The sequence below is a fragment of the Leifsonia sp. Root1293 genome, from assembly GCF_001425325.1.
Classification (GTDB): domain Bacteria; phylum Actinomycetota; class Actinomycetes; order Actinomycetales; family Microbacteriaceae; genus Orlajensenia.
The window spans coordinates 661,574-686,592 of the sequence record NZ_LMEH01000002.1 but is presented as its reverse complement, the minus strand read 5'-3'; the positions used below and the strand labels follow the sequence as shown (position 1 = coordinate 686,592).

Annotated in this window: 22 protein-coding genes; 14 read left to right on the top strand and 8 right to left on the bottom strand. The window is 69.4% G+C overall.

What is annotated here, in order from left to right:
- The first annotated feature begins 7 nt into the window (after positions 1-7).
- Together ASC59_RS15070 and ASC59_RS15065 are read left to right on the top strand one after the other, a co-directional pair.
- On the top strand, positions 8-1,312 hold the full coding sequence (locus ASC59_RS15070; protein WP_235492749.1) for an MFS transporter: 1,305 nt from the start codon (positions 8-10) through the stop codon (positions 1,310-1,312).
- 308 nt (positions 1,313-1,620) lie between these two features.
- A complete protein-coding gene (locus ASC59_RS15065) occupies positions 1,621-2,412 on the top strand; it encodes a Pr6Pr family membrane protein (protein ID WP_055824626.1) in 792 nt (263 codons plus the stop codon).
- Between the two features lie 17 nt (positions 2,413-2,429).
- On the opposite strand, the gene ASC59_RS15060 is transcribed toward ASC59_RS15065, so the two are convergent.
- A complete protein-coding gene (locus ASC59_RS15060) occupies positions 2,430-3,917 on the bottom strand; it encodes a flavin monoamine oxidase family protein (protein WP_162243192.1) in 1,488 nt (495 codons plus the stop codon).
- A 225-nt stretch (positions 3,918-4,142) separates the two neighbouring features.
- Here ASC59_RS15060 and ASC59_RS15055 point away from each other — a divergent pair, with 225 nt between their 5' ends.
- Positions 4,143-5,351, top strand: a complete 1,209-nt coding sequence (locus ASC59_RS15055) for a Pr6Pr family membrane protein (protein WP_157488167.1) — start codon at positions 4,143-4,145, stop codon at positions 5,349-5,351.
- A gap of 6 nt (positions 5,352-5,357) precedes the next feature.
- Here the strand turns inward: ASC59_RS15055 and ASC59_RS15050 are convergent, their stop codons facing one another.
- From ASC59_RS15050 to ASC59_RS15035, 4 genes are all read right to left on the bottom strand, one after another.
- On the bottom strand, positions 5,358-5,909 hold the full coding sequence (locus tag ASC59_RS15050) for a GNAT family N-acetyltransferase (protein WP_055824620.1): 552 nt from the start codon (positions 5,907-5,909) through the stop codon (positions 5,358-5,360).
- Between the two features lie 205 nt (positions 5,910-6,114).
- The gene (gene aceB, locus ASC59_RS15045) at positions 6,115-7,821 is read right to left on the bottom strand and encodes a malate synthase A (protein WP_082513724.1); all 1,707 of its coding nucleotides are present in this window, start codon (positions 7,819-7,821) and stop codon (positions 6,115-6,117) included.
- Positions 7,822-7,941: 120 nt separating this feature from the next.
- Complete coding sequence (gene aceA, locus ASC59_RS15040) at positions 7,942-9,267, bottom strand: isocitrate lyase (protein ID WP_055824617.1); 1,326 nt, start codon at positions 9,265-9,267, stop codon at positions 7,942-7,944.
- A gap of 171 nt (positions 9,268-9,438) precedes the next feature.
- Positions 9,439-9,756, bottom strand: a complete 318-nt coding sequence (locus ASC59_RS15035; RefSeq protein ID WP_055824615.1) for a hypothetical protein — start codon at positions 9,754-9,756, stop codon at positions 9,439-9,441.
- Here ASC59_RS15035 and ASC59_RS15030 point away from each other — a divergent pair.
- Positions 9,755-9,994 carry a hypothetical protein gene (locus ASC59_RS15030; protein ID WP_157488165.1) on the top strand — a complete coding sequence of 80 codons (240 nt, stop codon included), beginning with the start codon at positions 9,755-9,757 and terminating at the stop codon, positions 9,992-9,994. The genes ASC59_RS15035 and ASC59_RS15030 overlap by 2 nt on opposite strands.
- A 168-nt stretch (positions 9,995-10,162) precedes the next feature.
- Positions 10,163-10,633: an SRPBCC family protein gene (locus ASC59_RS15025; protein WP_055824612.1), complete on the top strand. Its 471-nt coding sequence runs from the start codon at positions 10,163-10,165 to the stop codon at positions 10,631-10,633.
- A 30-nt stretch (positions 10,634-10,663) separates the two neighbouring features.
- Here the strand turns inward: ASC59_RS15025 and ASC59_RS15020 are convergent, their stop codons facing one another.
- Positions 10,664-12,322 carry an amidohydrolase gene (locus tag ASC59_RS15020; RefSeq protein WP_055824610.1) on the bottom strand — a complete coding sequence of 553 codons (1,659 nt, stop codon included), beginning with the start codon at positions 12,320-12,322 and terminating at the stop codon, positions 10,664-10,666.
- A 148-nt stretch (positions 12,323-12,470) separates the two neighbouring features.
- On the opposite strand from ASC59_RS15020, the gene ASC59_RS15015 reads away from it, so the two are divergent.
- Entirely contained in the window at positions 12,471-13,016 is a 546-nt protein-coding gene (locus ASC59_RS15015) for a cysteine hydrolase family protein (protein WP_055824607.1), read from the top strand.
- 105 nt (positions 13,017-13,121) lie between these two features.
- Here ASC59_RS15015 and ASC59_RS15010 read toward each other — a convergent pair whose 3' ends face one another.
- Complete coding sequence (locus tag ASC59_RS15010) at positions 13,122-13,652, bottom strand: hypothetical protein (RefSeq protein ID WP_055824606.1); 531 nt, start codon at positions 13,650-13,652, stop codon at positions 13,122-13,124.
- A gap of 230 nt (positions 13,653-13,882) precedes the next feature.
- On the opposite strand from ASC59_RS15010, the gene ASC59_RS15005 reads away from it, so the two are divergent.
- The 7 genes from ASC59_RS15005 to ASC59_RS14975 all read left to right on the top strand — a co-directional run bounded on the left by ASC59_RS15005 (position 13,883) and on the right by ASC59_RS14975 (position 21,561).
- A complete protein-coding gene (locus tag ASC59_RS15005) occupies positions 13,883-15,367 on the top strand; it encodes a helix-turn-helix transcriptional regulator (RefSeq protein ID WP_055824604.1) in 1,485 nt (494 codons plus the stop codon).
- A 129-nt stretch (positions 15,368-15,496) separates the two neighbouring features.
- Positions 15,497-16,927: an NAD(P)/FAD-dependent oxidoreductase gene (locus tag ASC59_RS15000; protein ID WP_055824602.1), complete on the top strand. Its 1,431-nt coding sequence runs from the start codon at positions 15,497-15,499 to the stop codon at positions 16,925-16,927.
- Between the two features lie 100 nt (positions 16,928-17,027).
- Positions 17,028-18,146, top strand: coding sequence for an ABC transporter ATP-binding protein (locus ASC59_RS14995; protein ID WP_082513723.1), 1,119 nt, complete (start codon positions 17,028-17,030; stop codon positions 18,144-18,146).
- Between the two features lies 1 nt (position 18,147).
- Entirely contained in the window at positions 18,148-19,311 is a 1,164-nt protein-coding gene (locus ASC59_RS14990) for a polyamine ABC transporter substrate-binding protein (RefSeq protein WP_055824600.1), read from the top strand.
- Positions 19,311-20,267, top strand: a complete 957-nt coding sequence (locus tag ASC59_RS14985) for an ABC transporter permease (protein ID WP_055824598.1) — start codon at positions 19,311-19,313, stop codon at positions 20,265-20,267. The genes ASC59_RS14990 and ASC59_RS14985 overlap by 1 nt, the downstream gene beginning before the upstream one ends.
- Positions 20,264-21,193: an ABC transporter permease gene (locus tag ASC59_RS14980; RefSeq protein WP_082513722.1), complete on the top strand. Its 930-nt coding sequence runs from the start codon at positions 20,264-20,266 to the stop codon at positions 21,191-21,193. The genes ASC59_RS14985 and ASC59_RS14980 overlap by 4 nt, the downstream gene beginning before the upstream one ends.
- A 2-nt stretch (positions 21,194-21,195) precedes the next feature.
- Complete coding sequence (locus tag ASC59_RS14975; protein ID WP_055824596.1) at positions 21,196-21,561, top strand: cupin domain-containing protein; 366 nt, start codon at positions 21,196-21,198, stop codon at positions 21,559-21,561.
- Positions 21,562-21,685: 124 nt separating this feature from the next.
- Here ASC59_RS14975 and ASC59_RS14970 read toward each other — a convergent pair whose 3' ends face one another.
- Positions 21,686-23,362, bottom strand: a complete 1,677-nt coding sequence (locus tag ASC59_RS14970; protein WP_082513721.1) for a PucR family transcriptional regulator — start codon at positions 23,360-23,362, stop codon at positions 21,686-21,688.
- Positions 23,363-23,455: 93 nt separating this feature from the next.
- On the opposite strand from ASC59_RS14970, the gene ASC59_RS14965 reads away from it, so the two are divergent.
- A complete protein-coding gene (locus tag ASC59_RS14965; protein ID WP_055824592.1) occupies positions 23,456-24,940 on the top strand; it encodes a CoA-acylating methylmalonate-semialdehyde dehydrogenase in 1,485 nt (494 codons plus the stop codon).
- The last annotated feature ends 79 nt before the right edge of the window (positions 24,941-25,019 follow it).

Here is a 25,019-nt window from a genome sequence, read left to right as displayed (position 1 = left end):
CGATCGAGTGATCGACACGGATGCCTCCCCCTCGCCGACCCGCCTCACTCCGGTGCAGCGCATCGCGGCCTCGATCTCCGATCCGGTACTGCGCGTCCTGGTGCTGTCGACCCTCATCGGCCGCGTCGGGCGGGGCATCTTCCTCACCGTCACGGTGCTCTACTTCACGCTCATCGTCGGGCTCTCCGCTCTCGAGGTGGCTCTCGTGCTCGCAGCGTCGAGCGCCGTCGGCGTCGTGGCGTCACTCGTCGGCGGCCAGCTCGCGGACAGGTTCAGCGCGAGGCGGCTGCTGCTCGGCTTCTCCGCGCTGAGCGGGCTCGGTCTGATCAGCTACGTGTTCGCCGACTCGTTCCCCACGGCCCTGCTCATAGCGTGTGTCGTGGGAGCCGCGGACTCCGCAGGCAACGCGACCCGCATGGCGATCATCGCGCGTGCCTTCACTGGTGCCGCCCGCGTGAACGCTCGTGCTGTGCTGCGCACCGTCACGAACATCGCCATCGCCGCCGGCTCCGCGCTGGGCGGGCTCGCCCTCCTCGTGGGCACGGCGGACGCGTACCGCGGCATCCTCGTCGGAGCCGGCGTCATCTACCTGCTCGGCTGCACCGTGCTGGTGCGCCTGCCGTCGGGCGTGGACGCCCCACCGCGCGAAGTCGGCGTCGACACGAGTGCCCGGGCCGCCATTACAGCCGACAGGCGCAGGCGCTCTCCGTGGCGCAATCCGCGCTACCTCGCCCTGTCGGCCCTCAGCGCGATCTTCGGCATCCAGTTCGGGCTGGCTGAAGTGGGCGTTCCGCTCTGGATCGCCCACGACACGAGCGCTCCGACGGCTCTCGTCTCCGTCGTGCTCATCCTCAACACGATCGTCGTCATCATCTTCCAGGTGCCGCTGTCCCGTGGCACGCACGATCTGCGGCGGGCCGGGGCGGTCACAGCGTGGGCCGGCGTCATCATGGCCGCGGCCTGCCTGCTCTACTTCGCCGCATCCGGAACCGGTGTGGTGGCCGCCGTGATCCTGCTGCTGGTCGCAGCCCTCGCCCACGCCTGCGCCGAAGTGCTCTCGCAGGCGGGCGGATGGGGGCTGAGCTTCGAACTGGCCGACCCCGCCGTTCCCGGGGCCTACCAAGGGGTGTTCTCGATGGCATTCTCGGTCGGGTCGATGCTGGCGCCACTGGTCGTGACGGCGGCGCTGGCGCAGGGCTTCGTCGGCTGGGCCGGGCTCGCGGTGATGTTCCTGCTCGCCGCCTTCGGCACGGCTGCGATCGCGCGCCGGGCTGCGCGAGCCCGACGGGCGGAGGATCTGCCCGCGAGCTGACGGAGTGGTGCGCTGCTGGTCTCGCCGGCCGCCGGAGTGGCGCGCCGCCGGGGCCATGCGCCCTGCCCGGAGTCGTGCGCCCCGCCGGAGTCGTGCGCCCCGCCGCGCGGAGGACGTGCACCCTGCCGCAGGGAGGAAGTGTGCAGGTGGGGAGGCCTCCCAACCGGTTCGGAGGCCTCCCCACAGCACTTCCTCCTCCGAACCGGCGGGCTCCCCCTCCGCCGCACCGGCAGGGCGCTCCCCCTCCTCCGCACCGGCCCCGGCCGCGCGAGCGGGCTCCGACCAGCGGCCTGGCGTAGCGTTCTCCTATGCGCGTGCGTAGGAATCCGGCCCAGCGGCCGGGGCTCCGCGAGGCGCGCGTCGCCCTCGCCCTGGGCTGGCTGCGCATCGCCGTGGTCGCCGCGGAGATCATCGCGCTGATCGGCAACTTCCGCTACGTGCTCGGCTTCAGCTCCTTCGGTGTTGCCAACTTCTTCGGATACTTCACCATCCAGTCGGCCATCATCGCTGTGGGCGTCACGCTCGTCGGCGGCATCGTGCTGCTGAGTGGGCGCACCGAGTCCGTCGTCCTCCTCACCGCCCGCACGATCCTGCTCGTGTACGTCGTCCTCTCCGGCATCGTCTTCGGCCTGCTCGCCGCCTTCTCATCGACGCGGACCTACCAGATCGCCATCCCCTGGTCGGATCAGCTGCTGCACTTCATCCTCCCGACGGTGCTGCTGGCCGACTGGCTGGTCGATCGCTACCTGGGCCCGCGCGCCCCGGCGGTGCCGTGGCTCGCCCTCGCCTGGGCCGTGCCGTTCCCGGTGATCTGGCTGGTCTTCACGCTGGTGCGCGGTGACTCCGTCGGCTGGTATCCGTACTTCTTCCTCGACCCGTCTCAGGTGAGCGGGCCGCCCGTCATCACGGCCTACTGCGCGGGCATCCTCGCCGTCATCCTGGGCTTCGTGGCAGCACTCATCGGCGTGAGCCGGACACGGATGCTGCATCCGACCGAGCGGCCGTCCTCGCCAGCCGGCAACCCCGAGCCCCGCGCCGATCTGCCCGCAACGGAAGCACACGAGACACGCGCGGGACGCGCCAGCGTCGAGCAGCTCTAGCGCGGCCCGCCCGCCGGTCAGGGCGTCGGTGTCGGCGTCGCCGTCTCAGTGCTCGCGCCCCCGGCCTCGACGCGCTTCGACTCGTCGAGGAACGGCTCGAGACTGGCCAGCAGCTCGCCCAGCACCGTCGCATCGTCGTCGATGACGGCCAGGCGAGCGGCCTCTCCGGCAGCGACGGTGCCGACGAGCACCGGATACCCCGTGTCCGGCAGCAGGTTCACCCACAGGCCGACAGGGGAACCGGCCGCGATGGTGGACCACACCGTGGCCTCCGTGTTCCAGAACGGCTCGTCGAACCGCAACCACACGCGGTCGGAGTCGCCCATTCCGAGGATGGACACGGCGCGCGCCTTGGGCAGCGGCAACTCGGGTTCGAACACCACCGACCCGGACTTGAGCACGCCCAGGGGCAGCGTCACGATCACTCGGTCGACCGTGAGCGACTCCCCGGTGCGCAGGCGCAGGCTCACCCTGTCATTGCGGGTGACGACTCGCGTCACGACGCTGCGCAGCAGAACGTCGACACCGTCGGCCAGGTCGTCGGCGAAGGTGCCGAAACCGGCCAGCGGGATGGCTCCGCCCACTCCGTCTCCCGGCGCGGTGGCACCGCCGTTCCAGGCTGACAGCCTGTCGTCGGCCGCGCTGGTACGCGGCTGCACCACGGAGTCCAACTGGTGCACCAGCCAGTCGGCATCCGACACGCCGGCGTCATCGGGCGTCGTCGACAGGGAGCCGGCGGACGACTGGTCGATGGCGAGCGAGAGGGTGACGTCGTGCGGCTGCTGCGACGACCATTCGACAGCGTCTGCCACGGCAGCGGCCCCGACTCCCGATGCGGCGACCGGCACTCCCGCCGCCGTGCGCACCTCGTCGGAGCGCCCGAAGGAGACGACGTCACCGCCCGCGGCGACCACGGCCGAGTGGAGGGCCTCGTCACCGTCCCCGATCATCGTCGGACCGAGGTCGACGGCGAGCGGCCATGAATCGCCCGAGCGCGCGTCGATGCGCCCGCCGATGCGGTCGCGCGCCTCGACGACGACGACGTCGTAGCCGGCGTCGAGCAGTGCCCTGGCGGCCGTCAGACCGGCGACGCCGGCGCCGATCACACCGATGCGCTCGGAATTCGGCGACGCCGAGATCACCTCGTCGGCAGCACGGGAGCCCGAGGCCATGGCGCCGCTCACCGTTCCCGGATCGTCGCGCGAGGTCGCCTCACCGGCGAAGAAGATGCGGTCGTCGATGGCGGCGGCGAGGTCGTCGCGGTTGGCGCTCGTCGAGCCGACGGCGGCAAAGCTCGCGGCTCCGAGAGCGAACGGGTCGACGCTCCAGCGCGATCGCAGCATCGACACGGGCTGCGGAACAGCGGATGCCGGAGGCTGGGTCGTGCTCGTCGGCGACGGGGTCGGCGATGGCGACGTGCTCGGCCGCGGCCGCGGCGTGCAGGCCGCGAGAACGGAGGTGCCGAGCGCCCCGGCGGCTGCGATGAGGAAGGTTCTGCGTCTCATGGATGTCGTGGGCTTGCGCTGGAGCCCCGGCCGCCCTCCTCCCGAGCACGCGAACGCCATTTCAACCTACTGCACCCGTCTGAACGAGCCTCCGGGGACGTGAGGATAACCAATCTGGGGGCATATGCCCAGCATGCACGGCCTTCTGCCAGATACCGTTCAGGTATGCGAGAGCGTATTTCAGGCCCTCACATCTCACGGGGGAACATCCACAAGGCGATCGGCGTGGCCCGATTGGTGTTGGCTGCAGTCGAGACGGTCTCGATCGCGGCCAACTTCCAGGCGATCGGGATCACGGCCTTCGACGCGGGCAACTACTTCTGCTTCTTCACCGTGCAGTCGGCGGTCGGTGCCGTCGCCCTGCTCGGAACGAGCGGAGTGCTCGCCATCACCGGCAGGCCGGAATCCAGTCGCATCCACGCGGCGCGATCGATCGTCCTGGGCTACGTCATCCTCGCCGGGATCGTCTACGGCATCCTCGCCGTCGGCTCGGCCGGCGAGGTCAAGCCCATCATCGTCACCCCCTCGGATGTGGTGCTGCACTTCATCATGCCCGTCCTCCTCACCATCGACTTCATCGCCGAACGGCGTCTGGCGATGCGCACGAACACCCTGCCGTGGCTCACGATGGGCTGGGCACTGCCTTACCCGGGCGTGTGGCTGGTGTTCACCATGGTGCGCGGCAGCATCGTCGGATGGTTCCCCTACTTCTTCATCGACCCGACCCGCACCAAGTCGCCGGTGGAGATGGGCGTGTACATCATGATCGTGATCCTCATGATCCTGGTGCTCACGACAGGGTCGGTGGCCCTGACCCGCATCGGCGCCCACACTCTGTTCGCCCCAGCGCCCGTTCTGGGCGCCCCTGTCCCCCGCATCGTGTACGGGATGCCGCACGGCGATCCCGGGAGCGCTCACGGACGATTCCGGCCGGCCAGCGCGCTTCTCGCCCCCGCATCGACCGCCGTTCTGCGGTCGCAGCTGGCCGCCCTCTCCGGTGAATCACGCTGGACGTCGTCCGTCTCCTACGCGCCCCTCCCCGTCGCCCTGGGCACGGCCGGGCACGGCGATCGTCGGTGGGTCGACGCCACCGCGATTCCGCGCTCGCGATCGCACTCCGGACTCCGGCTCGGCGCCGACGCACGGATCGCACCCCGGGCCGGTCGATGCGATGTCCACTCGCAGCTGCAGAACGTCGGCACGACGGCGTACCACGGTCCGAAGCCGCGACCCCCGGACCAGCACACGGCGGTTCAGCTTTCCGCGTCGACGCCCCTGGCCGGCAAGGAACGATCCGACAGGCGGACATCGAGCGTGCGCCACTCCGGCGCCCTGCATGCCGGCGCCCTGCATGCCGGAACCCTGCATGCTCGGAGCGGGCATGCAGGCACCCTGCTCTCGCCGACTCCCGCGCGGGTCGCGGTCGGCGTCTGATCGCCGCTACGGCAGGCGGCGTTCCAGAACGAAGTCGTCCTCATGGCGATCGCCGACGAGGAAGTGCTTCGTCCCGACCCTGGCGAAGCCGCTCTTCTCGTAGAAGCGGATGGCCCGGGCGTTCTCCTGGTTCACTCCGAGCCAGGCACCCCTCGCTTCGCGCTCCCCTGCCGCGACCAGGGTAGCGGCCATGAGCGGGCCCGAGACGCCGGTGCCGTGGGTCGACGCCCGAGTGTAGAACTTGCTGAGCTCGACGGTCGGGCGGATGCCGATGGCGGCGGCGACGGCGACATCGGTGGGCTCGGCGAAGACCAGCATCGTGTAGCCGACGGCGACGGATGCGGGATCCGTCGCCGACTGCTGCTCGGCGATCAGCAGCACCCGCGAAGGATCGGAGAGGTGCGCGTCGAAACTGTCGCGGGACAGGTGGGCGGCGATGAACGCGGCGATGGCCTCAGCCGTCGTGTGGGGCGGGCAGGCCAGGGCGAAGGTCGCGGCGGCGAGCTCGGCCAGGGTGTCGGCGTCTGCCGTCGTCGCGGTGCGGATGCTCACGGTCACGAGTCGACCATACTGGCGCGTGGATGCGGTCTCGATACGGCTGCTCGCTCCGCTCGCGGCCCACTCGACCAGCGGAACCGGCGCCGCTCCGCTCGCGGCCTACTCGACCAGCGGAACACCCCGCTGATCGAGTAGCGCCCGACGCAGTCGGACGCGTATCGAGATCACCTCACGGAGACCCCGATACGCGTCCTCGAGCGTGCCCTCAGAGGAACCGCGTGTAGGCCGGGATCGTCAGGAACGTCGGGAACTCCGGCTCGAGCGCGACCTGACGGAACACCGCGAAGGCGTCGTCGAAGCGGTCATCCCGGCTCCGGGGCAGCTCCTCGGCGACGGCGGCCACCACCGTCTCGAGCCACGCGGCGTCGATGCGCCGCCCCTCCCGGGTCACGGTGTTCTCGTTCACCCACTGCCAGATCTGCGAGCGCGAGATCTCGGCCGTCGCGGCGTCCTCCATGAGGTTGTCGATGGCAGCGGCACCGGTGCCCCGGAGCCACGATTCGATGTAGCGGACGGCGATGCGCACGTTGTCCCGCACACCCTCCTCGCTCACCGTGCCCCCGATCGACGGGATGTCGAGCAGCTCGGCCGCGGTGACGTCGACGTCGTCGCGGAGCCGGTGCAGCTGGTTGCTGCGGTCCCCGAACACGGCGTCGAACTCTGCCCGTGCGGTCGGAATGAGGTCGGGATGGGCGACCCAGGTTCCATCGAATCCGTCGGCAGCCTCGCGCCGCTTGTCCGTCGACACCTTCTCCAACGCCCGCGCAGTGACCTCCGGGTCCCGGCGGTTCGGGATGAACGCACTCATGCCGCCGATGGCATATGCCCCGCGCCGGTGGCAGGTCGCGACGAGCAGCTCGGTGTACGCCCTCATGAACGGCACGGTCATCGTGATCTCCGACCGGTCGGGGAACACCCAGCGCCGGCCCCGCGACCGGAACGTCTTGATGATCGAGAAGATGTAGTCCCAGCGGCCGGCGTTCAGCCCGGCGCAGTGATCCCGCAGCTCGTAGAGGATCTCCTCCATCTCGAAGGCGGCCTGGATGGTCTCGATGAGCACCGTGGCCCTGACCGTTCCGCGGGGAATTCCGAGATGGTCCTGCGAGAAGGTGAAGACGTCGTTCCAGAGCCGCGCCTCGCGGTGGCTCTCGAGCTTCGGCAGGTAGAAGTACGGGCCGAGTCCCAGCTCGATCAGGCGGTGGGCGTTGTGGAAGAAGTACAGGCCGAAGTCCACCAGGCTGCCCGACGCGTTCATCGCGCGCCCGGAGCGGTCGTGGAAGCGCAGGTGCTTCTCCACCAGGTGCCACCCGCGTGGTCGCATGACGATCGTGGGCGTCTCGGCCTCTCCACCGTGCGTCAGGCCGATGCGGCCGGCGACCGTGTACTCCCGGCCGTCGTCCGACGTGTACGCCAGGGTGCCGCGCAGCGCATCCAGGAGCGAGAGCTGTCCCTCGATCACGTTGGTCCACGTGGGGCTCGTGGCGTCCTCCAGGTCGGCCAGCCAGACCTTCGCACCGGAGTTCAGAGCGTTGATCGCCATCTTGCGATCGGTCGGACCGGTGATCTCCACCCGGCGATCCTCGAGACCCGGGCCGGCGCCGGCGACGCGCCAGGTGGCATCCGCTCGCACCGGAGCCGTCTCGGGCAGGAATCGCGGGTCGCGTCCGTTCGCCGAGGCGACCCGTGTCTGCAGTCTGGCCGCGAGCAGGTCGTGACGGATGCCGGCGAACCTGTCGTGCAGCTCGGCGAGGAAGGCGAGCGCCTCGGGCGTGAGGATCTCGGAGTAGCGGTCGCCGAGCGGTGCCGTCACCTCGATCCAGGGTTGCGACGTGGCGAAGCTGCCCGTGGTGGTGGCCGGTTCCCGGGTCGTCGTCGGCTCGCGTTCCAGGGTGCTGGTGGGTGTGGTGTTCATGGTCGTGTCTCCTGTCGAATTCCGCTGATCGAGTAGCGCCCGACGGAGTCGGACGGCACCCGCTGATCGAGTAGCGCCCGACGGAGTCGGACGCGTATCGAGATCACAGCGATCGGGGTTCTAGAACTGGTGTTCCTCGGTCGATCCGACGAGGGCGAGGGTGGCGCTCGATGGGTTGAGCGCCGTGCTGATGCGGTCGAAGTAGCCTGTGCCGACCTCCTGCTGGTGGCGGGTGGCGGTGTAGCCGTTCTTCTCGGAGGCGAACTCGGCCTCCTGCAGCTCGACGTACGCGCTCATATGGCGCTCGGAGTAGCCGCGGGCGAGTTCGAACATCGAATGGTTGAGGGCGTGGAAGCCCGCGAGCGTGATGAACTGGAAGGCGTAGCCCATCGAGGCCAGCTCGCGCTGGAAGGTGGCGATCTGGCCGTCGTCGAGGTGACGCTTCCAGTTGAACGACGGCGAGCAGTTGTAGCTGAGGCGCTTGCCCGGGAACTTCTCGTGGATGGCCTCGGCGAAGCGGCGGGCGAGATCGAGGTCGGGTTCGGCCGACTCGACCCAGAGCAGGTCGGCGTATTCGGCGTAGGCCAGGCCGCGGGCGATGACGGGCTCGATGCCGTTCTGCACCTCGTAGAAGCCCTCCGCCGTTCGCTCCCCCGTGAGGAACGGACGATCCCGCTCGTCGTGGTCGCTGGTGAGCAGGGTGGCCGCGAGTGAGTCGGTGCGCGCGATGATGATGGTCGGCACGTCCGAGACATCGGCCGCGAGCCGGGCCGCATTGAGGGTGCGGATGTGCTGACCCGTCGGGATCAGCACCTTGCCGCCCATGTGGCCGCACTTCTTCTCGCTGGCGAGTTGGTCCTCCCAGTGCACGCCGGCTGCTCCGGCCTCGATCATGCCCTGCATGAGCTCGTAGGCGTTGAGGGGGCCGCCGAAGCCGGCCTCGGCGTCGGCCACGATCGGCGCCATCCAGTCCCGACCCGCCTCGATCTGGCCGGCCCGCAGCAGAGCGTTGTTGATGCGTCGCACGACGGCGGGAACCGAGTTCGCCGGGTACAGCGACTGGTCGGGGTAGGTCTGGCCCGACAGATTGGCGTCGGCCGCGACCTGCCAGCCGGACAGGTAGATGGCCTCGAGGCCGGCGCGCACCTGCTGCACGGCCTGGTTGCCGGTCAGGGCGCCGAGCGCCGCGACCCAGCGCGGGTCCTCCTCCGGCGCGAAGGCCGTTCCGGAGGTCTGCTGGATGAGCTCCCAGAGCTTCTCGGCACCGCGCCTGGCGAGGGTGCGCTCCTCACGAACGGGACCGCGGAGTTCGATGACGTCTGCTGCGCTGTAGTCACGACGGATGCCGTCCCATCGCGGGTCGGCCTGCCACTCGAGTTCGAGTTCCGTTGCGCTCTGCGTCTGGTCGCCCGGGCGGCTCTGCGTGGGGCGGGGCGAGGTGCTCATGGGGTGTGCCTTTCGGATCGGACGCCGCCAGGAGGCTGCGGCGCTGGTGTGTTGCACCAACACTGCGGCCGGGCGGTATCCGTCGATCCGAAAGCGTGCACAGAAATAGAGCCGGTCTTCTGCCGGAGAGAAGAACCGGGGCTCGACGCGGCTGCGCGAGCCTCATGGGTGCTACTCGGTGACTCCGCAGAGCTCCTGGACGCCCACGATGCTGTCGGAGAATGCCGTGAGCTGGTCGCCGAATGCGTCGACGTCGATCGACTCCGGATCGGTCGAGAAGGCGATCAGGTAGTCGAAGTACGACTGGCTCGAGGCGACGACGGCGTCGGCGGCGGGCTTCACGTCGGCGTTGGTGACCTTCGCCGCGGCGGCGGTCAGGTCGGCGCTGGCCGCGTCGATGGCGGCCTGCGCTGCGGCAGGATCCGTTCCGAGCATGTCCATGTTCTCGTCGGTGTCGAGACCCGACAGCGAGGTGATGGCGTCGTTCATGATGACGCAGGCCTCCTCGACCGTCTGCGCGGCCGCGGCAGGTGCGCTCGCCGACGGCTCCGGTGGAGTGCTCGCCCCATCGGTGGCCTCGGGAGTGGCAGTCGAACTCGGCGTGGCGGACGGCTTCGGTGTGGCCGATCGGGACGATGCCGGTGATGACGTCGGCTCAGGGGACCCCGAGCATCCGGTGAGCACGAGCGCCCCCGACACGACGACGACGGCGATGACACTGCGATAGCCCACGGATCCCCCTGATCAACTTCGTTCCGATGTACTGCCGACCCTATGTCAGGGGGCAGTCCTCTGCCAGTGCGAGGGTCGCGGATGCTGCGAGAAAGCGCACTGACCCCCGAAAGGGGGTTGCCCCCGATGACTCCATCCGGCCGTGCGCATAGCGTCAGAGATCATGCCGACCCGAAACTCCCGCCTCATCGCAGTGCGCGCCGAGCGCCTCATCCCCCTCGACGCATCGACCGTCTGGACGATGCTCGCCGACCACAGGTTCGACGCCCTCTGGCGCGAAGGGGTCGAGGAGATGAGCCAGGACACGATCGGGACCGTCGGCAACGGCACCCGCACCGTCGAGCAGTTCCGCGTGCTCGGCCAGCGCATGACGACCACGGCCATCGTCAGCCGCGTCGACCCCGGAGTCGCCTTCTCCTGGGCGACGACCTCGGGAACGGATGCCGACGGCGAACGCCGGATCGAGCCGTTCGAGGGCGGCGTGCGCGTCGTGATCACGACGACGTCCCGGCCCGGCACCCGCATCGAGCGGATGCTGAGTCCGATCATCACAGCGTCACTCCAGCGCGCACTCGACCGCAGTCTCGAGCGTTTCGAGGACCTCGTGCTCGACTCCGCGTCTCTGCGACGCTGATCTCGGTCGCTGGCTCCCCGTCAGGGAACCTCAGTCGGCGGAGTACACCTGCACGCCGTCGACCCAGGTGCTGAGCACCCGCGTGTCGGCGATCTCCGTCGCCGGTCCGGAGAACGGATCCCGGTCGAGCACGACCAGGTCGGCGAGCCGGCCGGGCTCGATGCGGCCCGTCGACTCGTCCCGGCCGTTGATCCAGGCGCTGCCGGCCGTGTAGGCGGTGAGTGCCGTCGCGAGGTCGAGCCGTTGCTCCGGCGCACCCAGCGGTGCGGCATCCGAGCCGGGACCGACGCGGTTGACGGCGACGTGAACGGCGGCGAGTGGATCGGCCGTCGACACCGGCCAGTCGCTGCCGGCGCCCAGCAGCACCCCCGCGCCAGCGAGCTCGCCGAACGGGTAGTGCCGCGCCTCGAGGTCGGCGTCCAGGAACGGCAGGGCCAGCTCGTCGAGCTGCGGCTCGTGGCAGGCCCAGAGCGCCTGGAGGTTGGCCGCGGCACCGAGCTCTGCGAAGCGGGCAACCTCGACCTCGTCGACGATCTGCAGGTGGGCGAGGTGATGGCGGCGCGGCGAGGCGTCATCCGCACGGGAGGGCAGCGCTTCGAGGGCGTCGAGCGCCTCACGGACGGCCCTGTTGCCGAGGGCGTGGAAGTGCACCTGGAATCCGGCGGCGTCGGCTTCGAGCACCGCGGCGTTCAGCGCCTGGGTCGTGAGGAACGAGTGCCCCGTGTTCGCGGTCGGATGACCGTGCGCGTCGCGGTAGGGGGTGTTCATCGCCGCCGTGAAGTTCTCCGCCACCCCGTCGACCATGATCTTCACGCTGTCGGCACGCAGCCGCTCCGGCACCCCCAGGGCGGCGACCTGGTCTCGGCGGCGCGACATCTCGTCGAGCTGACCGGTGTCTCGGTCCCGCTCCCACCACAGCGCCGCAACGACCCGGGCGATGAGAGTGCCGTCGGCGACGGCCCGCAGGTACACGTCGAGCGTGTCCGGCAGCCCGAGCACCTCACCCACCATGGCGTCCTGCCACCCGGTGACGCCCTGGGCGAGCAGGGCCTCCTGGGCGCGCAGCAGTCCGCGGTAGGCCAGGTCAGGGTCGACGTCCGGGGCGTGCGCCTCGACCAGGGCGACGGCGCCCTCATGCAGGGTGCCAGCGGGTGACCCTGCGGCATCCCGCTCGATGCGGCCGTCAGCCGGGTCCGGTGTCTCGGCGGTGATCCCGGCGACCGACAGTGCCAGCGAGTTCGCCCACGCGCCGTGGTGATCACGGTTGCTGAGCAGCACCGGGCGATCGGCCACAACGGCGTCCAGATCGGCTGCCGTCGGCGTTCCGCCCGGGAAGAACTCCATCGACCACCCGCCTCCGCGGATCCACGGCTCGTCGGGGTTGGCCGCCGCGTACTCCGCGATCATCCGGAGGCAGTCGGCGGCATCCGACGCGCCGGTCAGATCGCACTGGAGGATCTCGACTCCGGCACCGATCGGATGCACGTGGGCGTCCTGGAAGCCGGGAACGAGCAGCCGACCGGAGGTGTCGACGAGGGTCGTGCCGTCGCCGATCCAGTCCCGCAGCTCGGGCGAGGGGCCGACGGCGACGATGCGTCCGTCGAGCACGGCGACGTCGGCGGCGACGGATGCCGGCAGGCCGGCGCTGAACACGGCTCCTCCCGTGAAGACGACGTCGGCATTCGGCATGGGGCCTCCTCGAGTGCGGCCCGGTGCGGGCCCTTCTGCGAGCGTAGGCAGGTGGCGGTGCCGGTGGCCAGCGCACACCGGCGGATAGTCGGCCGACCGTCGGTCAGAGTGTCAGGATGGAAGCCGCATCCGTCTCGAAAGGCTCCCAGTGTCTCGTCTGCTGCTCATCATCGACATCCAGAACGACTACTTCCCCGGTGGAGCGTTCCCGCTGGTCGAGCCGGAGGCTGCTGCCGCACGCGCCGGTGAGCTGCTGGCGGCGTTCCGTGCTGCCGGGGACCCGGTCATCCATGTGCAGCACGTCTGGGATGCCCCGGATGCCACCTTCATGCGACCCGGTACACCGGGGGTCGAGATCTCCGACCTCGTCGCGCCGCTCGCCGACGAGCCCGTCGTGACGAAGGCGTCGCCGAACTCGTTCCTCGACACCGACCTCCTCGAGCGGCTCTGCGCCGCCGAGCCCGATGAGCTCGTCGTCGTCGGCATGATGAGCAGCATGTGCGTCGACGCCACCGTGCGAGCCGCGAGCGACCTCGACTTCACCGTGACCGTCGCCCACGACGCCTGTGCAGCTCCCGACCTCGAGTTCGACGGCGCCGTCGTGCCCGCGGCCCAGGTGCACGCCTCCTTCATGGCTGCGCTCTCCGGAAGTTACGCGACGGTGACGACCGTCGGCGAGTTGCTCGGTCGCTAGCACCGCACCCGAAAACGGGCCCAGGCGTCGAGAACAGGCCAGACGGGCCTGTACTCGCGGCGGATGCTTGCTCCGGCCTGTTCTCGCGTGCGGGCCTCGTCGGCGTCAGCTGGTGCAGGCGGTCTGCAGGTCCATCATCGCGGTCGTGAAGGTCGTGACCTGGCCGCTGAACGCGGCGGCGTCGAAGCCGGCGGGATCGGCGGTCACGTCGGCCAGGAACTCCGCATAGCTCGTCGTCGCCGTGGCTGCGGCAGCAGCCGCGGTCGCGATCTCCGCATTCGTGACGCTCGACGCCGCTTCGCTCATGGCCGTGGCCGCATCCGTCATCAGCGTGACCCCGGCCGCCGGGTCCGCCTGCATCGCCGCCAGCTGCTCGGGAGAGTTGAGGGAGGCGAGGGCGTTGACGGGCTCGTACATGATGTTGCACGCCGCGACGGCGGACTGCGCCTCTGCTGCCGGCTCCACGGCATCCTCGTCGCTGGGCGCACTGGCTGCCGTCGTCTTCGGCGCGGTGGGCTCGGCCGAGCCAGACCGAGCGGCACCGGCGATCGCATCCCCAGCCCCCGAAGTCGTGCAGCCGGAGAGCAGGACGGCCAGCAGAGCAGCCGCGCCGATGGCGCCGAACGTTGTCTTCATGATGTCCCCCAGGAGTCGGCGCAGGCGATCCGCGACCGATGACAGCCCATTCCAGCACAGGGTTCCCCTCCCCCGCGCCGAGGGCGCCACCCCCGATGCGGGGACGAGGGGAGCGGTGGTCAACCGAGGCGGGTGAGCTACCGGAGCTCGACGCGCGATGTCACCTGAGCAGCAGAAGAACTGCGCTTCTTCTGGTTGCCGCATCCGTGGGGCCGTGGCACGATCGGTCCATGATCAGCGCGGATGAGCTCGCTTCCGAGACCCTCGACGAGGAGTCGGGTGTCGACGCGCTCACCCTCGGTCGCCGCATCCGGGCCCGTCGACTGGCCCGCGAGCTGACCCTCGAGCAGCTCGCCGCGGCCGTCGACCGAGCACCGTCGCAGGTCTCGATGATCGAGAACGGCAAGCGCGAGCCCCGGCTCTCGATGCTGCGCGCCATCGCGCTCGCCCTCGGAACCACGGTCGACGACCTGCTGCGAACGGATGCGGCCCCCGATCCGCGCGATGCCCTCGAGATCGCGGTCGAACGCGCCCAGCGCGGCCCCGTGTTCGAAGCGCTCGGAATCCCCCGCATCCGCGTCAGCAAGGGCCAGAGCGACGAGACACTGCAGGCGATCCTGTCGCTTCACAACGAGATCTCCCGACTCCATCGGGAACGAGCGGCGACCCCAGAGGAGGCCCGCCGGGCCAACGTCGAGCTGCGCGCGACCATGCGTGCCCGCGACAACTACTTCTCCGAACTCGAGACCCTGGCCACCGAGCTGCTCACGGCCGTCGGCCACAACGGCGGGCCGGTGTCGCAGCAGGTCGTGGCCGACATGGCCAGCCACCTGGGCTACTCGCTGCACTACGTCGGCGACCTGCCGCACTCGACACGGTCGGTGACGGACAAACGCAACGGGCGCATCTACCTGCCCACCGAGCAGTCGGCATCGCGCGACTCGAGGTCGCCCATCCTGCAGGCTTTTGCGACGCACCTCTGCGGTCACGACGAGCCGCGAAATTACGCAGACTTTCTGCGGCAGCGGGTGGAGACGAACTACCTGACCGCGGCGATCCTGCTGCCGGAACGCGACGCCGTGAAGGTACTCACCGAGGCGAAGAACCTGCGGCGCATCTCGATGGAGGACCTGCGCGACGCCTTCGCAGTGTCGTACGAGACTGCAGCGCATCGCTTCACCAACCTCGCCACGGCGCGGCTCGGGATCCCCGTGCACTTCATGAAGGTGCACGAGTCCGGCACCATCATCAAGGCCTATGAGAACGACTCCGTGCGGTTCCCGAGCGATGCCCTCGGCGCGGTGGAGGGCACGACGGTCTGTCGCAACTGGACGGCCCGCACCGTCTTCGACGTCGAGGACCGCTTCAGCCCCTGGTACCAGTACACCGACACCAGCACCGGAACCTTCTGGTGCACCTCGCGCATCGAGAAGGCCAAGGAGGGCGAGTACTCGGTGAGCGTCGGCGTGCCGTTCGAGCACGTCAAGTGGTTCCGCGGTCGGGAGACCCCGCATCGGGCGGTGAGCCACTGTCCGGACGAATCGTGTTGCCGACGGGCGCCCTCCGGCCTCGCCGACCGCTGGGCCGATCAGTCGTGGCCGGCTGCCCGCACCCCGACGAGCCTGCTTGCGGCGCTGCCCACCGGCACCTTCCCGGGCGTCGACCAGACCGAAGTGTACGAGTTCCTCGAGCGGCACGCTCCCCAGACGATCTGACCGGAACCGTCTCGATCCCGAACGTTTTCGCGAACGACGAGCGAACCCGGCTTGGCAGAATGTCAGAAACGGTCGAGGGAGACCAGCAGGTCCCGTCCGGCTTCATCCTGCAGAGAGCGTGATCGAAAAGTGCACACCACAGTCTTCGAACGAGGCCGGCCAGCGGCATCCGTCGTGAGCCATGCCCTGACCGGGACCAGGCAGGCGTCCTTCTGGCTCGACGACCTGGCAGGGGCGACTCCCACCTTTCCCCGATTGAGGGGCGACCTGGTCGCCGACCTCGTGGTGGTCGGCGGCGGGTACACGGGCCTCTGGACCGCCCTGCTCGCCAAGCGGGAGCGGCCGGAGGCTCGGGTCGTGCTGCTCGAGGCGAAGACCGTCGGGTGGGCGGCATCCGGACGCAACGGCGGCTTCTGCGAAGCGAGCCTCACCCACGGCGACGAGAACGGCACCAGCCGGTTCCCGCAGGAGTTCGACAGGCTGCAGGAGCTCGGGCTCGCCAACCTCGACGAGATCGAGACCACCCTCGCGGAGTTCGGCATCGACGCCGAGTTCGAACGCAACGGCGCGATCGACCTCGCCGTCGAACCGCACCAGGTCGAGTGGTTGCGCGAGAGCGCCGGTGAGCACGCGCTCTTCCTCGACGAGACGGCGGTTCGGGCCCAGGTGAACTCCCCCACCTACCTCGCCGGCGTCTGGCACACCCGCACGTCGGCGCTGGTGCATCCGGCAAAGCTCGCCTTCGGCCTGGCGCAGGCCGCGGTCGCCGCCGGTGTCGAGATCTTCGAGAACTCCCGGGTGCTCGGCCTCGACACCGCGGGCCTCAGCGTCGCCCAGGGAACGGATGTCCGCACGGCGACGGGCACTGTCCGGGCGGTTCGCACCGCCCTCGCGACCAATGTCTTCCCGAGCCTGCTCAAGCGCAACGCCCTGCAGACGGTCCCGGTCTACGACTACGCGCTCATGACCGAGCCGCTCAGCCTCGACCAACTCGACGCCATCGGTTGGGCGAACCGACAGGGCCTCGGCGACTCGGCCAACCAGTTCCACTACTACAGGCTGAGCCGCGACAACCGCATCCTCTTCGGCGGCTACGACGCGATCTACCACTACGGCGGCCGCATCCGTGCCGAGTACGAGAATCGCCCCGAGACGTTCCGCACCCTCGGAGAGCACTTCTTCACCACGTTCCCGCAGCTCGAGGGGCTGAGATTCAGCCACCAGTGGGCCGGAGCGATCGACACCTGCAGCAGGTTCTGCGCCTTCTTCGGCGCTGCCCGCGGCGGCCGCATCGCCTATGCCACCGGATACACCGGACTGGGGGTCGCCGCCACCCACTTCGGCGCGAAGGTCATGCTCGACCTGCTCGCAGGGCGGAAGACCGAGATCACCGAACTCGAGATGGTGAAATCGCGCCCGCTGCCGTTCCCGCCCGAACCTCTCGCGTCTCTCGGCATCCAGGCCACCCGGTGGTCGCTGGATCGTGCCGATCACAACCGCGGCGAGCGCAACCTCATCCTCAAGACCCTCGACGCCGTGGGGCTGGGCTTCGACTCCTGACCCCACGCGCAGCCACCACCCGCCCGCGCCCCATCCGCACCGACACCAGCGCGCCGGCCAGCCAGCCGCCCTGCCACCCCAGCCGAGAGGACCAGCCGCAGTGAGCTCTCCATCCCCAGACACCGCCGACGCCCACGTCACCGCCGCCCCAGCAGAAGCCACGGGCTCGGTGAGCCTTCGCGGAGTCACCAAGATCTTCGGCTCGGCCACGGCTGTGGACTCCATCGACCTCGAGGTGCGTTCGGGCGAGTTCATCTCCCTGCTCGGTCCGTCGGGCTGCGGCAAGACGACGCTGCTGCGCATGATCGCCGGCTTCGAGCATCCGGATGCCGGAGACATCGTCGTGGGCGGACAGTCGGTCGTCGACCTGCCGCCGCACAAGCGACCGGTGAACACGGTGTTCCAGTCGTACGCTCTGTTCCCGCACATGACCGTGGCCGAGAACGTGGCCTACGGGCTGCGTCAGAAGCGGGTGCCCAAGGCCGAGATCGCCCAACGCGTGCTGGACTCCCTCGGGCTGGCACAGATGGTGAGCTTCGCCGACCGCAAGCCGTCGACCCTGTCAGGCGGCCAGCAGCAACGCGTCGCCCTCGCGCGCGCCCTGGTCAATCGTCCGAAGGTGCTCCTGCTCGATGAGCCGATGAGCGCCCTCGACCGCAAACTCCGTGAGGAGATGCAGATCGAGCTGAAGCTGCTGCAGAAGGAGCTGGGCATCACGTTCATCTTCGTCACCCACGACCAGCAGGAGGCGCTCTCGATGAGCGACAGGGTAGTCGTGATGCAGAGCGGCAGCGTGCAGCAGGTCGGCAGCACCCAGGACGTCTACCTGAAGCCGGCCAACGCCTTCGTCGCCGGCTTCATCGGCAAGCAGAACTTCATCGAGGCATCGGTCTCCGGAACGGATGCCCTGCTCGCGGCAGACGGCACCTTCGCCGTCGCGGCCCTCCCGCAGGGCGCCGGGCCAGGAAGCGCGGTTCGTGCTGCCATCCGCGCCGAAGCCGTGCACGTCTCGGCCCGACGTCCCGCTGGCGGAGGACTCGAGGGCACCCTGGCAGGCATCTCCTTCCTCGGCGACGCGATCCAGTACGTCGTGGTGACCGGCTCCGGGCTCGAGCTGATCGCCAGGGCCACCCCGGATCGAGCGGAGCCGCTCGGCACCGGCGACACGGTGTGGTGCTCGTGGGACTCCAGCGAGCTGCGCGTGTTCGAGGCGGCCTGAGATGGCGGATCGCTCGCACATCCGCGCCCTCGTTCCGCGGGCGGCATCCGCCCAGCTCAGCCGACGAGCCCTGCTCTCCGGCTTTCTCGTGGTGGGCGCGACCAGCGTGCTCGCCGCCTGTTCGAAGAGCACGGGCTTCGCCCCCTCGAAGCTGCCCGACGGGGTGATGGAGAACCACCTCAACGTCTACAGCTGGGGCGACTACGACGACCCCGCGAACGTCGCCGCCTTCCAGAAGACGGGAACGAGCGTGCAGTTCGACAGCTACGGCTCGAACGAGGAACTCATCGCCAAGCTCGGTGCGACGCGTGGAACAAGCGGCTACGACGTGATCGTCCCGACGGGCAGCTACATCCCGATCATGTCGGAGAACGGCCTGCTCGAGAAGCTCGACCACAGCAGACTGAAGAACCTCGGCAACGTCGATCCGCTCTACCTCGACCAGAGCTGGGACCCGGGCAACGTCTACTCCGTCTGCAAGGACTGGGGAACCACGGGCTTCGCCTACGACACCCGCGCGATCCCCGGTGAACTCACCTCGTGGGCCGACTTCCTCGAGGCCGCCACCGGCGCGGCCAGCGGCGACGTGTCGCTGCTCGAAGACCCATGGGAGGTCGCGAGCATCTACTTCGCCGCCAACGGCATCGATCCGAACACCACCGAGAAGTCCGACCTGGCGGCCGCCGAGGACTACCTCGTGAACACGCTCGCGCCGCACGTCAAGGCGTTCAACTCCACGGCCGTCACGAGCGGCATCCCCGAGGAGACCTTCACCCTCATGCAAGCGTTCAACGGCGACGCCAGGCAGGGGCTGCTGGCCAGCGACGATCCAGACAACTGGCGGTTCGTCTATCCGACGCCGACAGCCAATCTCTGGATGGACACCTGGGCCATCGCGAAGGGCGCGCAGAACATGGACGCCGCCTACGCCTTCATCGACTACGTGCTCGAACCGGAGGTCTCCTACCGTGAGGTCGACTACATCGGCTACAGCACGGGAGTGACGGGCATCGACGAGCTCGCGAAGGAGAACGAGTTCGACTTCCCCGAGCTCGTCTTCCCGTCCGCCGACGTGATCGAGCGCCTGACGCCCGCCCAGCTCAACGACGCAGCCGGAGCGCTCGTCAAGACCCTCAACCGCATGATGGCGAAGGCAGGTTCGTGATGACGACGGATGCCGCTCCTCCCGCACCCCGGACCGGAACCCGCCGCGTCCGGCGTCGCATCTCCGGGTACGAGGCGCTGGGCTTCCCCACCTGGGCCTACGTGGTGTTCTTCTTCGTGGTGCCGCTCGGCCTCGTGCTCTGGTACTCCTTCGGCTACAAGCCCGACCTGTTCAACGCGCACGCGAACGACGTGCTGAGCTTCGACCGCTACGTCGAGGCCCTCGACGCCACCTTCATCGGCACGTTCTGGAACACCCTGCGGATCGGCGTCGTGGGCACCCTGATCTGCCTGGTCATCTCGGTTCCGTTCGCCTACTGGCTGGCCGTGAAGCTCGACCCGAAATGGCGGCCCCTGGCGCTCGCCCTCGTGCTGGTGCCGTTCTGGACGAACTTCCTGGTGCGCACCCTCGGCTGGCAGATCATCCTGTCTCCGCGCGGCTTCGTCTCCGACGCCCTGGCGAACCTGGGCATCATCGACGGCAGGCTCGACGTGCTCTACACCGCCGGTGCGGTGCAGCTCGGCGTGGTCTACAACTACCTGCCGCTCATGATCCTGCCGCTCTACGTCGCCATCGACCGCGCGGGCCCAGCCCTCAGGGAGGCCAGCGCCGACCTGGGCGCGAACCGCTGGAGGACGCTGTGGAACGTGACCCTTCCGCTCGCGGCTCCGGGGATCGCATCCGGATGCCTGCTCGTGTTCATCCCGTTGATGGGCGACTACATCACGGCATCCGTGCTGGGCGGAGCACAGGGCAACATGATCGGCCAGCTCGTGGCCAGCCAGTTCAACACGGCGCAGAACTGGGCACTCGGGTCGGCCATGGCCGTGCTGCTGATGCTCTTCATCGCCGGTGCCGTCGCGGTCTTCGGCGGGGCGGCCCTCATCGTCAGGGCGCTCGTGCGTCGAGCACGGCGCGTCGATCTGCAGGCCGAGCTTCCGGGAGGTGCGTCATGAGCGCGAACACGGCGACGGCGGCTGTGGCCGCGAGCGATCCGACGAGGGTGCGCAGTGCGGCATCCGTTCCCCGGCGACGTCGACGCGTCGACCCCGTGCGTGTCGGGCTGGCCATCTGGGGCGTCGTGGTGTTCGCGTTCCTGTTCCTGCCGATCATCGTGATGTTCGTCTACTCGTTCAACACCGGGCGCCTGCTGGCCTCCTGGCAGGGATTCGGCTTCACCGCCTACACCTCAGCCCTCGCCAATCCCGTGATCGTCGGTTCGGTCATCACCTCCATCTCGGCGGCGGCCGGGGCCGCACTGCTCTCCACCGTGCTCGGCACGCTCGGCGGCATCGCCCTGGCGCGCTCGCGTGCGAGTTCGCTCACGGTGGTCGTGGCCACGGCGATCCTCGCCATCACCCTGTTCACCCCGGAGATCGTCGACGCCGTCTCGATGCTCCCCTGGTTCGTGAGCCTCGGAACCGATGCCGGCATCGGCCTGTTCAACAACGGCCTCGTGCGTCTGGTGGTGGCCCACGCCGTGTTGTCGGTGGCCGTGGTGACCTTCATCATCCGGGCTCGGATGGCGGGGCTCGACGCCTCCCTCGAGGAGGCAGCGGCCGACCTCTACGCGACGCCGTGGCGCCGCTTCACCCAGATCACGCTGCCCGTCGCGAGCCCGGCGATCTGGGCAGGCGCCCTCATGTCGTTCACCCTGAGCCTCGACAACACCATCGTGTCGAGCTTCGTGCAGGTGCCGGGATCGACGCCGTGGCCCGTGTACATCTTCGCGTCGCTGCGGGTCGGGCTCCGGCCCGAGATCGCCGCGGTGTCGACGGTGATGTTCCTGCTCACCCTCCTGGCGCTCGGCGTCGTCGCCTATGTGCTTCGCCGGGGCGACCAGAGCGCCGAGGACATCGCGAAGACCTTGGCGGCCGGATAGCCATGATCGATCACACACTCAGGACGGCGGCGCTCGCGCTGGAGATCCCCCTGGAACCCGTGCCGGGCGAGCAGGTCGTCGAGGGAACCCCGCAGACTGGTTACATCGAGCTGGCGCCCGTGGGGGCTGTCGCGGCCACAGGTGTCGACATCGGCGTGTGGGAGATGACGGCGGGGGCGATGAGCGACGTCGAGACCGACGAGGTGTTCGTGGTCATCGCCGGGTCGGCCGAGGTGGAGTTCGAGTCCGGGCAACGGGTGGCCTATGCCGTCGGTGACATCGGCCGGCTGCGGGCCGGCCAGCGCACGATCTGGCGCGTTGGCGAGCGCATCCGCAAGGTGTACCTCGCCCCGTCGCCGATCGAGTAGGCCGCGAGCGCAGCGAGCAGCCGTATCGAGATCACTCGTCCGCGGGTGCTACGAATTGCGCGCCGAGGTGCGATCTCGATACGTGTCCGACTTCGTCGGACACTACTCGATCAGCGAGCCGGTCTCACCGCCGCGCCAGGAGCGCCGCATGCAGGGCGCTCACGGTCTCACCGTCGTCGAGGTCGACGTCGAGCAGGTCCTCGATGAGCGCGATGCGCTGGTAGAAGACCGAGCGCGACAGGTGGCTGGCGAGTGCTGCCTTGGTGCGGTTGCCCGGATGCGACACATAGGCCAGCAGCACCGCGAGCAGGTCGCCGTCCACCTCGAGGTCATGCTCGATGAGCGGTCGCAGCATCTGCTCGCTGTGCGCCTGCAGCCGGGGATCGCCCGCGAAGGCCGCGACCAGTCGCAGCAGCGGACGGTTCTCCGCGCGCAGCACCGTCACGCCGCGTCCGCGCTCCTCCCGCGGCGAGCGCAGCAGTTCCTGCGCCTCCTCGATCGAGGCGATGAGGCCGCTGAGATCGCGCGCCACGGCTCCAACAGCGACGACCGTGCCCGTGCCAGCGGGCGACACGCGTCGCGCGAACTCGTCGAAGACGGCATCGGTCAGCCGAGCCCCACGCGGAACTGACAGAGCCAGCACCTGGGAATCAGCGCGCTGAGCTGCGATGACAGGGCCGCCGAGCAGTCGGGCCGCCGCGGCCGCATCCACCGCATCCACCGCGTCGGGAGCGGCGCCGCGCATGCCGGTTCCGCGCCCATCGACTCTCGACCCGCCGTCGCTCACGGCGATTCCGACCAGGGCGCGCCCGCGCACCGGCAGCCCGGCCGCCTCGAAGCGCGCCGCGATGCCGGCATCCGAGGTGTAGCCGGCGCCCAGCAGGTCGGCGAGCAACTGCTCGTTTCCGAGCCTGGTCCACTCGTCGGCATCGCCCTCCGCGAGCCGGCCGATGGCGAGCGCGACGGCCGCCTGCTCCATGACCTGAGATCTCCCGGCCGTATGCGGCTCCCCGGGCAGGGCGATGAGGGATCCCCATCGGATGCCGCGGGCCTCGACGACGACGGTGTCCCAGCCTCGGGCATCCGTCGCCTGAGGCTCGAGCGTCGACTGCTGACCTGTCGTGTCGCGTCGCAGCGAGCGCGAGGTCGACTCCCAGTCGGCGAGGGCCTCGTCGCCGGCGTCGAGCATCTCGGCCGCGACGACCCGGTGATTGAGGTCTTCGAGGACGACTGGCGCGCGCAGCACCCTGGCGAGCTGTTCGACGATGTACTCGGCCGTGCTGCCGCGCAGGCTCAGGCCGATGAACAGTTCGTGCAGGCGGTCCCTCTCGCGCAGCGCATCGGCCTGCTCGAGGATGATCCGGCTGTGCACGGCCTCGGTCACCGCGACGAACTTCACGATGCGGCGCAGCACGATCAGAGGAAGACCGGCCTCGTCGCAGGCCTCGGCCAGGGCCTGCGGCACGGCATCCAGCCGACCGCCGAGTTCGAGCACCAGGCCGGCGATGCTGACCCTGGCGAGGCGCTCGACGAAGGCCGTCAGTCCGGCCGAGTCGTCCGACCAGCCGGCTCCCGTCGAGAGAAGCAGTTCACCGCCGTCGAGGAGGTCGGCGGCATCGAGGTTGTCACTCACGTGGACCCAGCGGACGGCCCGGTCGAGTGCCCGGGCACCGGCGACGATCTCGGGATCACCGGCCTGCAGCACTGGCAGCCTGATGATGTCGAGCACTGTGGGAAGCGAGGCTCCGAAACCACCCGGACGATCTGTAGCATCCGTCGACGAACCACGACGTTCTGGCATGGATATCATCCTCGGAGCTCTGTGATCATAAGGAAATCCAGCATAGGCCGGAGTCGGGCAGACCGTTCGACGGATCCAGAAAGCGAGATCGCCATGGCGCTCGTCCAGCACTTCATCAACGGCGTCGAGACCGGCGAACCCGAGCGCACGGGTCCGGTCTTCAACCCGGCCACGGGCGCCAGGCAGCATGACGTGGTCTACGCCTCCGTCGCCGACGTCGAGCAGGCGATCGCTGCGGCCAAGGCCGCCCTTCCCGGCTGGCGTGCCACCAGCCTGATCAAGCGCGCCGACGTGTTCTTCCGCCTGCGTCACCTCCTCCGTGAGCGCACACCCGAGCTCGCCGCCATCGTGACGAGTGAGCACGGCAAGGTGCTCTCCGACGCCGCCGGCGAGATCTCCCGCGGCCTCGAGAACGTGGAGTTCGCCTCCGGCCTCGTCCACCTCCTGAAGGGCGAGCGCAGCGAGCAGGTGGCGACCGGCGTCGACGTGCACTCCGTCAAGCAGCCCGTCGGGGTCGTCGGTGCCATCACCCCGTTCAACTTCCCCGTCATGGTGCCGCTGTGGATGGTCGCGAGCGCCATCGCCTGCGGGAACACCGTCGTGCTCAAGCCGAGCGAGAAGGACCCGTCCGCCTCCCTGTTCCTGGCCAGGCTGTTCCAGGAGGCCGGCCTTCCCGACGGAGTGCTGAACGTCGTCAACGGCGACAAGGTCGCGGTCGACACCATTCTCGACAGCCCCGATGTCGCCGCTGTCTCCTTCGTCGGGTCCACCCCCATCGCCCAGTCGATCTACCGCCGCGCCAGCGACAACGGCAAGCGCGTGCAGGCCCTGGGCGGCGCCAAGAACCACATGGTCGTGATGCCGGATGCCGACGTCGACGCCGCAGCCGACGCCGCCATCTCGGCCGCCTACGGCTCGGCCGGAGAGCGCTGCATGGCCGTCTCGGTGCTGGTCGCCGTCGGAGACGTCGCCGACGACCTCGTCGAGGCCGTGCGTTCCCGCATGGGGTCCCTCGTCATCGGCGACGGAACAGACGGCGCCAGCGAGATGGGGCCGCTCATCACCCGCGAGCACCGCGACAAGGTCGCCTCCTACGTCACCGGCGCCGCCGCTGAGGGAGCATCCGTGGTCGTCGACGGGACCCTGCAGCAGTTCGACTCCGACGGCTTCTTCGTGGGCGTGAGCCTGCTCGACCACGTGACCACCCGGATGAAGGCGTACACCGACGAGATCTTCGGCCCGGTGCTCTCGGTGGTCCGCGTCGATTCCTACGAGGCCGCGGTCGCCCTGATCAACGCCAACCGATTCGGCAACGGCGTCGCGATCTTCACCCGCGACGGCGGAACGGCCCGCCAGTTCGAGTTCGAGGTCGAGGTCGGGATGGTCGGGGTCAACGTGCCGATCCCCGTGCCCGTCGGCGCGTACTCGTTCGGCGGCTGGAAGGACTCGCTGTTCGGAGACTCGCACATCTACGGCCCCGAGTCGGTGCACTTCTACACCCGCAGCAAGGTCGTGACCACGCGGTGGCCCGACCCGTCGGAGTCGCAGGTCGACCTCGGCTTCCCGAGCAACCACTGAGACCCGCCGCCCCTCCCCCGCTGGTCGAGTAGCCCGCGAGCGCAGTGAGCAGGCGTATCGAGACCACCTCGACTTCGCC

What these genes read in the sequence shown, in the direction of transcription:
- ASC59_RS15065 (WP_055824626.1), top strand. Translation starts at nt 1,621, where the DNA reads ATGCGCGTGCGTAGGAATCCGGCCCAGCGGCCGGGGCTCCGCGAGGCG.
- ASC59_RS15060 (WP_162243192.1), bottom strand. Translation starts at nt 3,917, where the DNA reads ATGAGACGCAGAACCTTCCTCATCGCAGCCGCCGGGGCGCTCGGCACC.
- aceB (WP_082513724.1), bottom strand. Translation starts at nt 7,821, where the DNA reads ATGAACACCACACCCACCAGCACCCTGGAACGCGAGCCGACGACGACC.
- aceA (WP_055824617.1), bottom strand. Translation starts at nt 9,267, where the DNA reads ATGAGCACCTCGCCCCGCCCCACGCAGAGCCGCCCGGGCGACCAGACG.
- ASC59_RS15030 (WP_157488165.1), top strand. Translation starts at nt 9,755, where the DNA reads ATGATGACGCAGGCCTCCTCGACCGTCTGCGCGGCCGCGGCAGGTGCG.
- ASC59_RS15035 (WP_055824615.1), bottom strand. Translation starts at nt 9,756, where the DNA reads ATGAACGACGCCATCACCTCGCTGTCGGGTCTCGACACCGACGAGAAC.
- ASC59_RS15025 (WP_055824612.1), top strand. Translation starts at nt 10,163, where the DNA reads ATGCCGACCCGAAACTCCCGCCTCATCGCAGTGCGCGCCGAGCGCCTC.
- ASC59_RS15020 (WP_055824610.1), bottom strand. Translation starts at nt 12,322, where the DNA reads ATGCCGAATGCCGACGTCGTCTTCACGGGAGGAGCCGTGTTCAGCGCC.
- ASC59_RS15010 (WP_055824606.1), bottom strand. Translation starts at nt 13,652, where the DNA reads ATGAAGACAACGTTCGGCGCCATCGGCGCGGCTGCTCTGCTGGCCGTC.
- ASC59_RS15005 (WP_055824604.1), top strand. Translation starts at nt 13,883, where the DNA reads ATGATCAGCGCGGATGAGCTCGCTTCCGAGACCCTCGACGAGGAGTCG.
- ASC59_RS14990 (WP_055824600.1), top strand. Translation starts at nt 18,148, where the DNA reads ATGGCGGATCGCTCGCACATCCGCGCCCTCGTTCCGCGGGCGGCATCC.
- ASC59_RS14985 (WP_055824598.1), top strand. Translation starts at nt 19,311, where the DNA reads ATGACGACGGATGCCGCTCCTCCCGCACCCCGGACCGGAACCCGCCGC.
- ASC59_RS14980 (WP_082513722.1), top strand. Translation starts at nt 20,264, where the DNA reads ATGAGCGCGAACACGGCGACGGCGGCTGTGGCCGCGAGCGATCCGACG.
- ASC59_RS14975 (WP_055824596.1), top strand. Translation starts at nt 21,196, where the DNA reads ATGATCGATCACACACTCAGGACGGCGGCGCTCGCGCTGGAGATCCCC.
- ASC59_RS14970 (WP_082513721.1), bottom strand. Translation starts at nt 23,362, where the DNA reads ATGCCAGAACGTCGTGGTTCGTCGACGGATGCTACAGATCGTCCGGGT.
- ASC59_RS14965 (WP_055824592.1), top strand. Translation starts at nt 23,456, where the DNA reads ATGGCGCTCGTCCAGCACTTCATCAACGGCGTCGAGACCGGCGAACCC.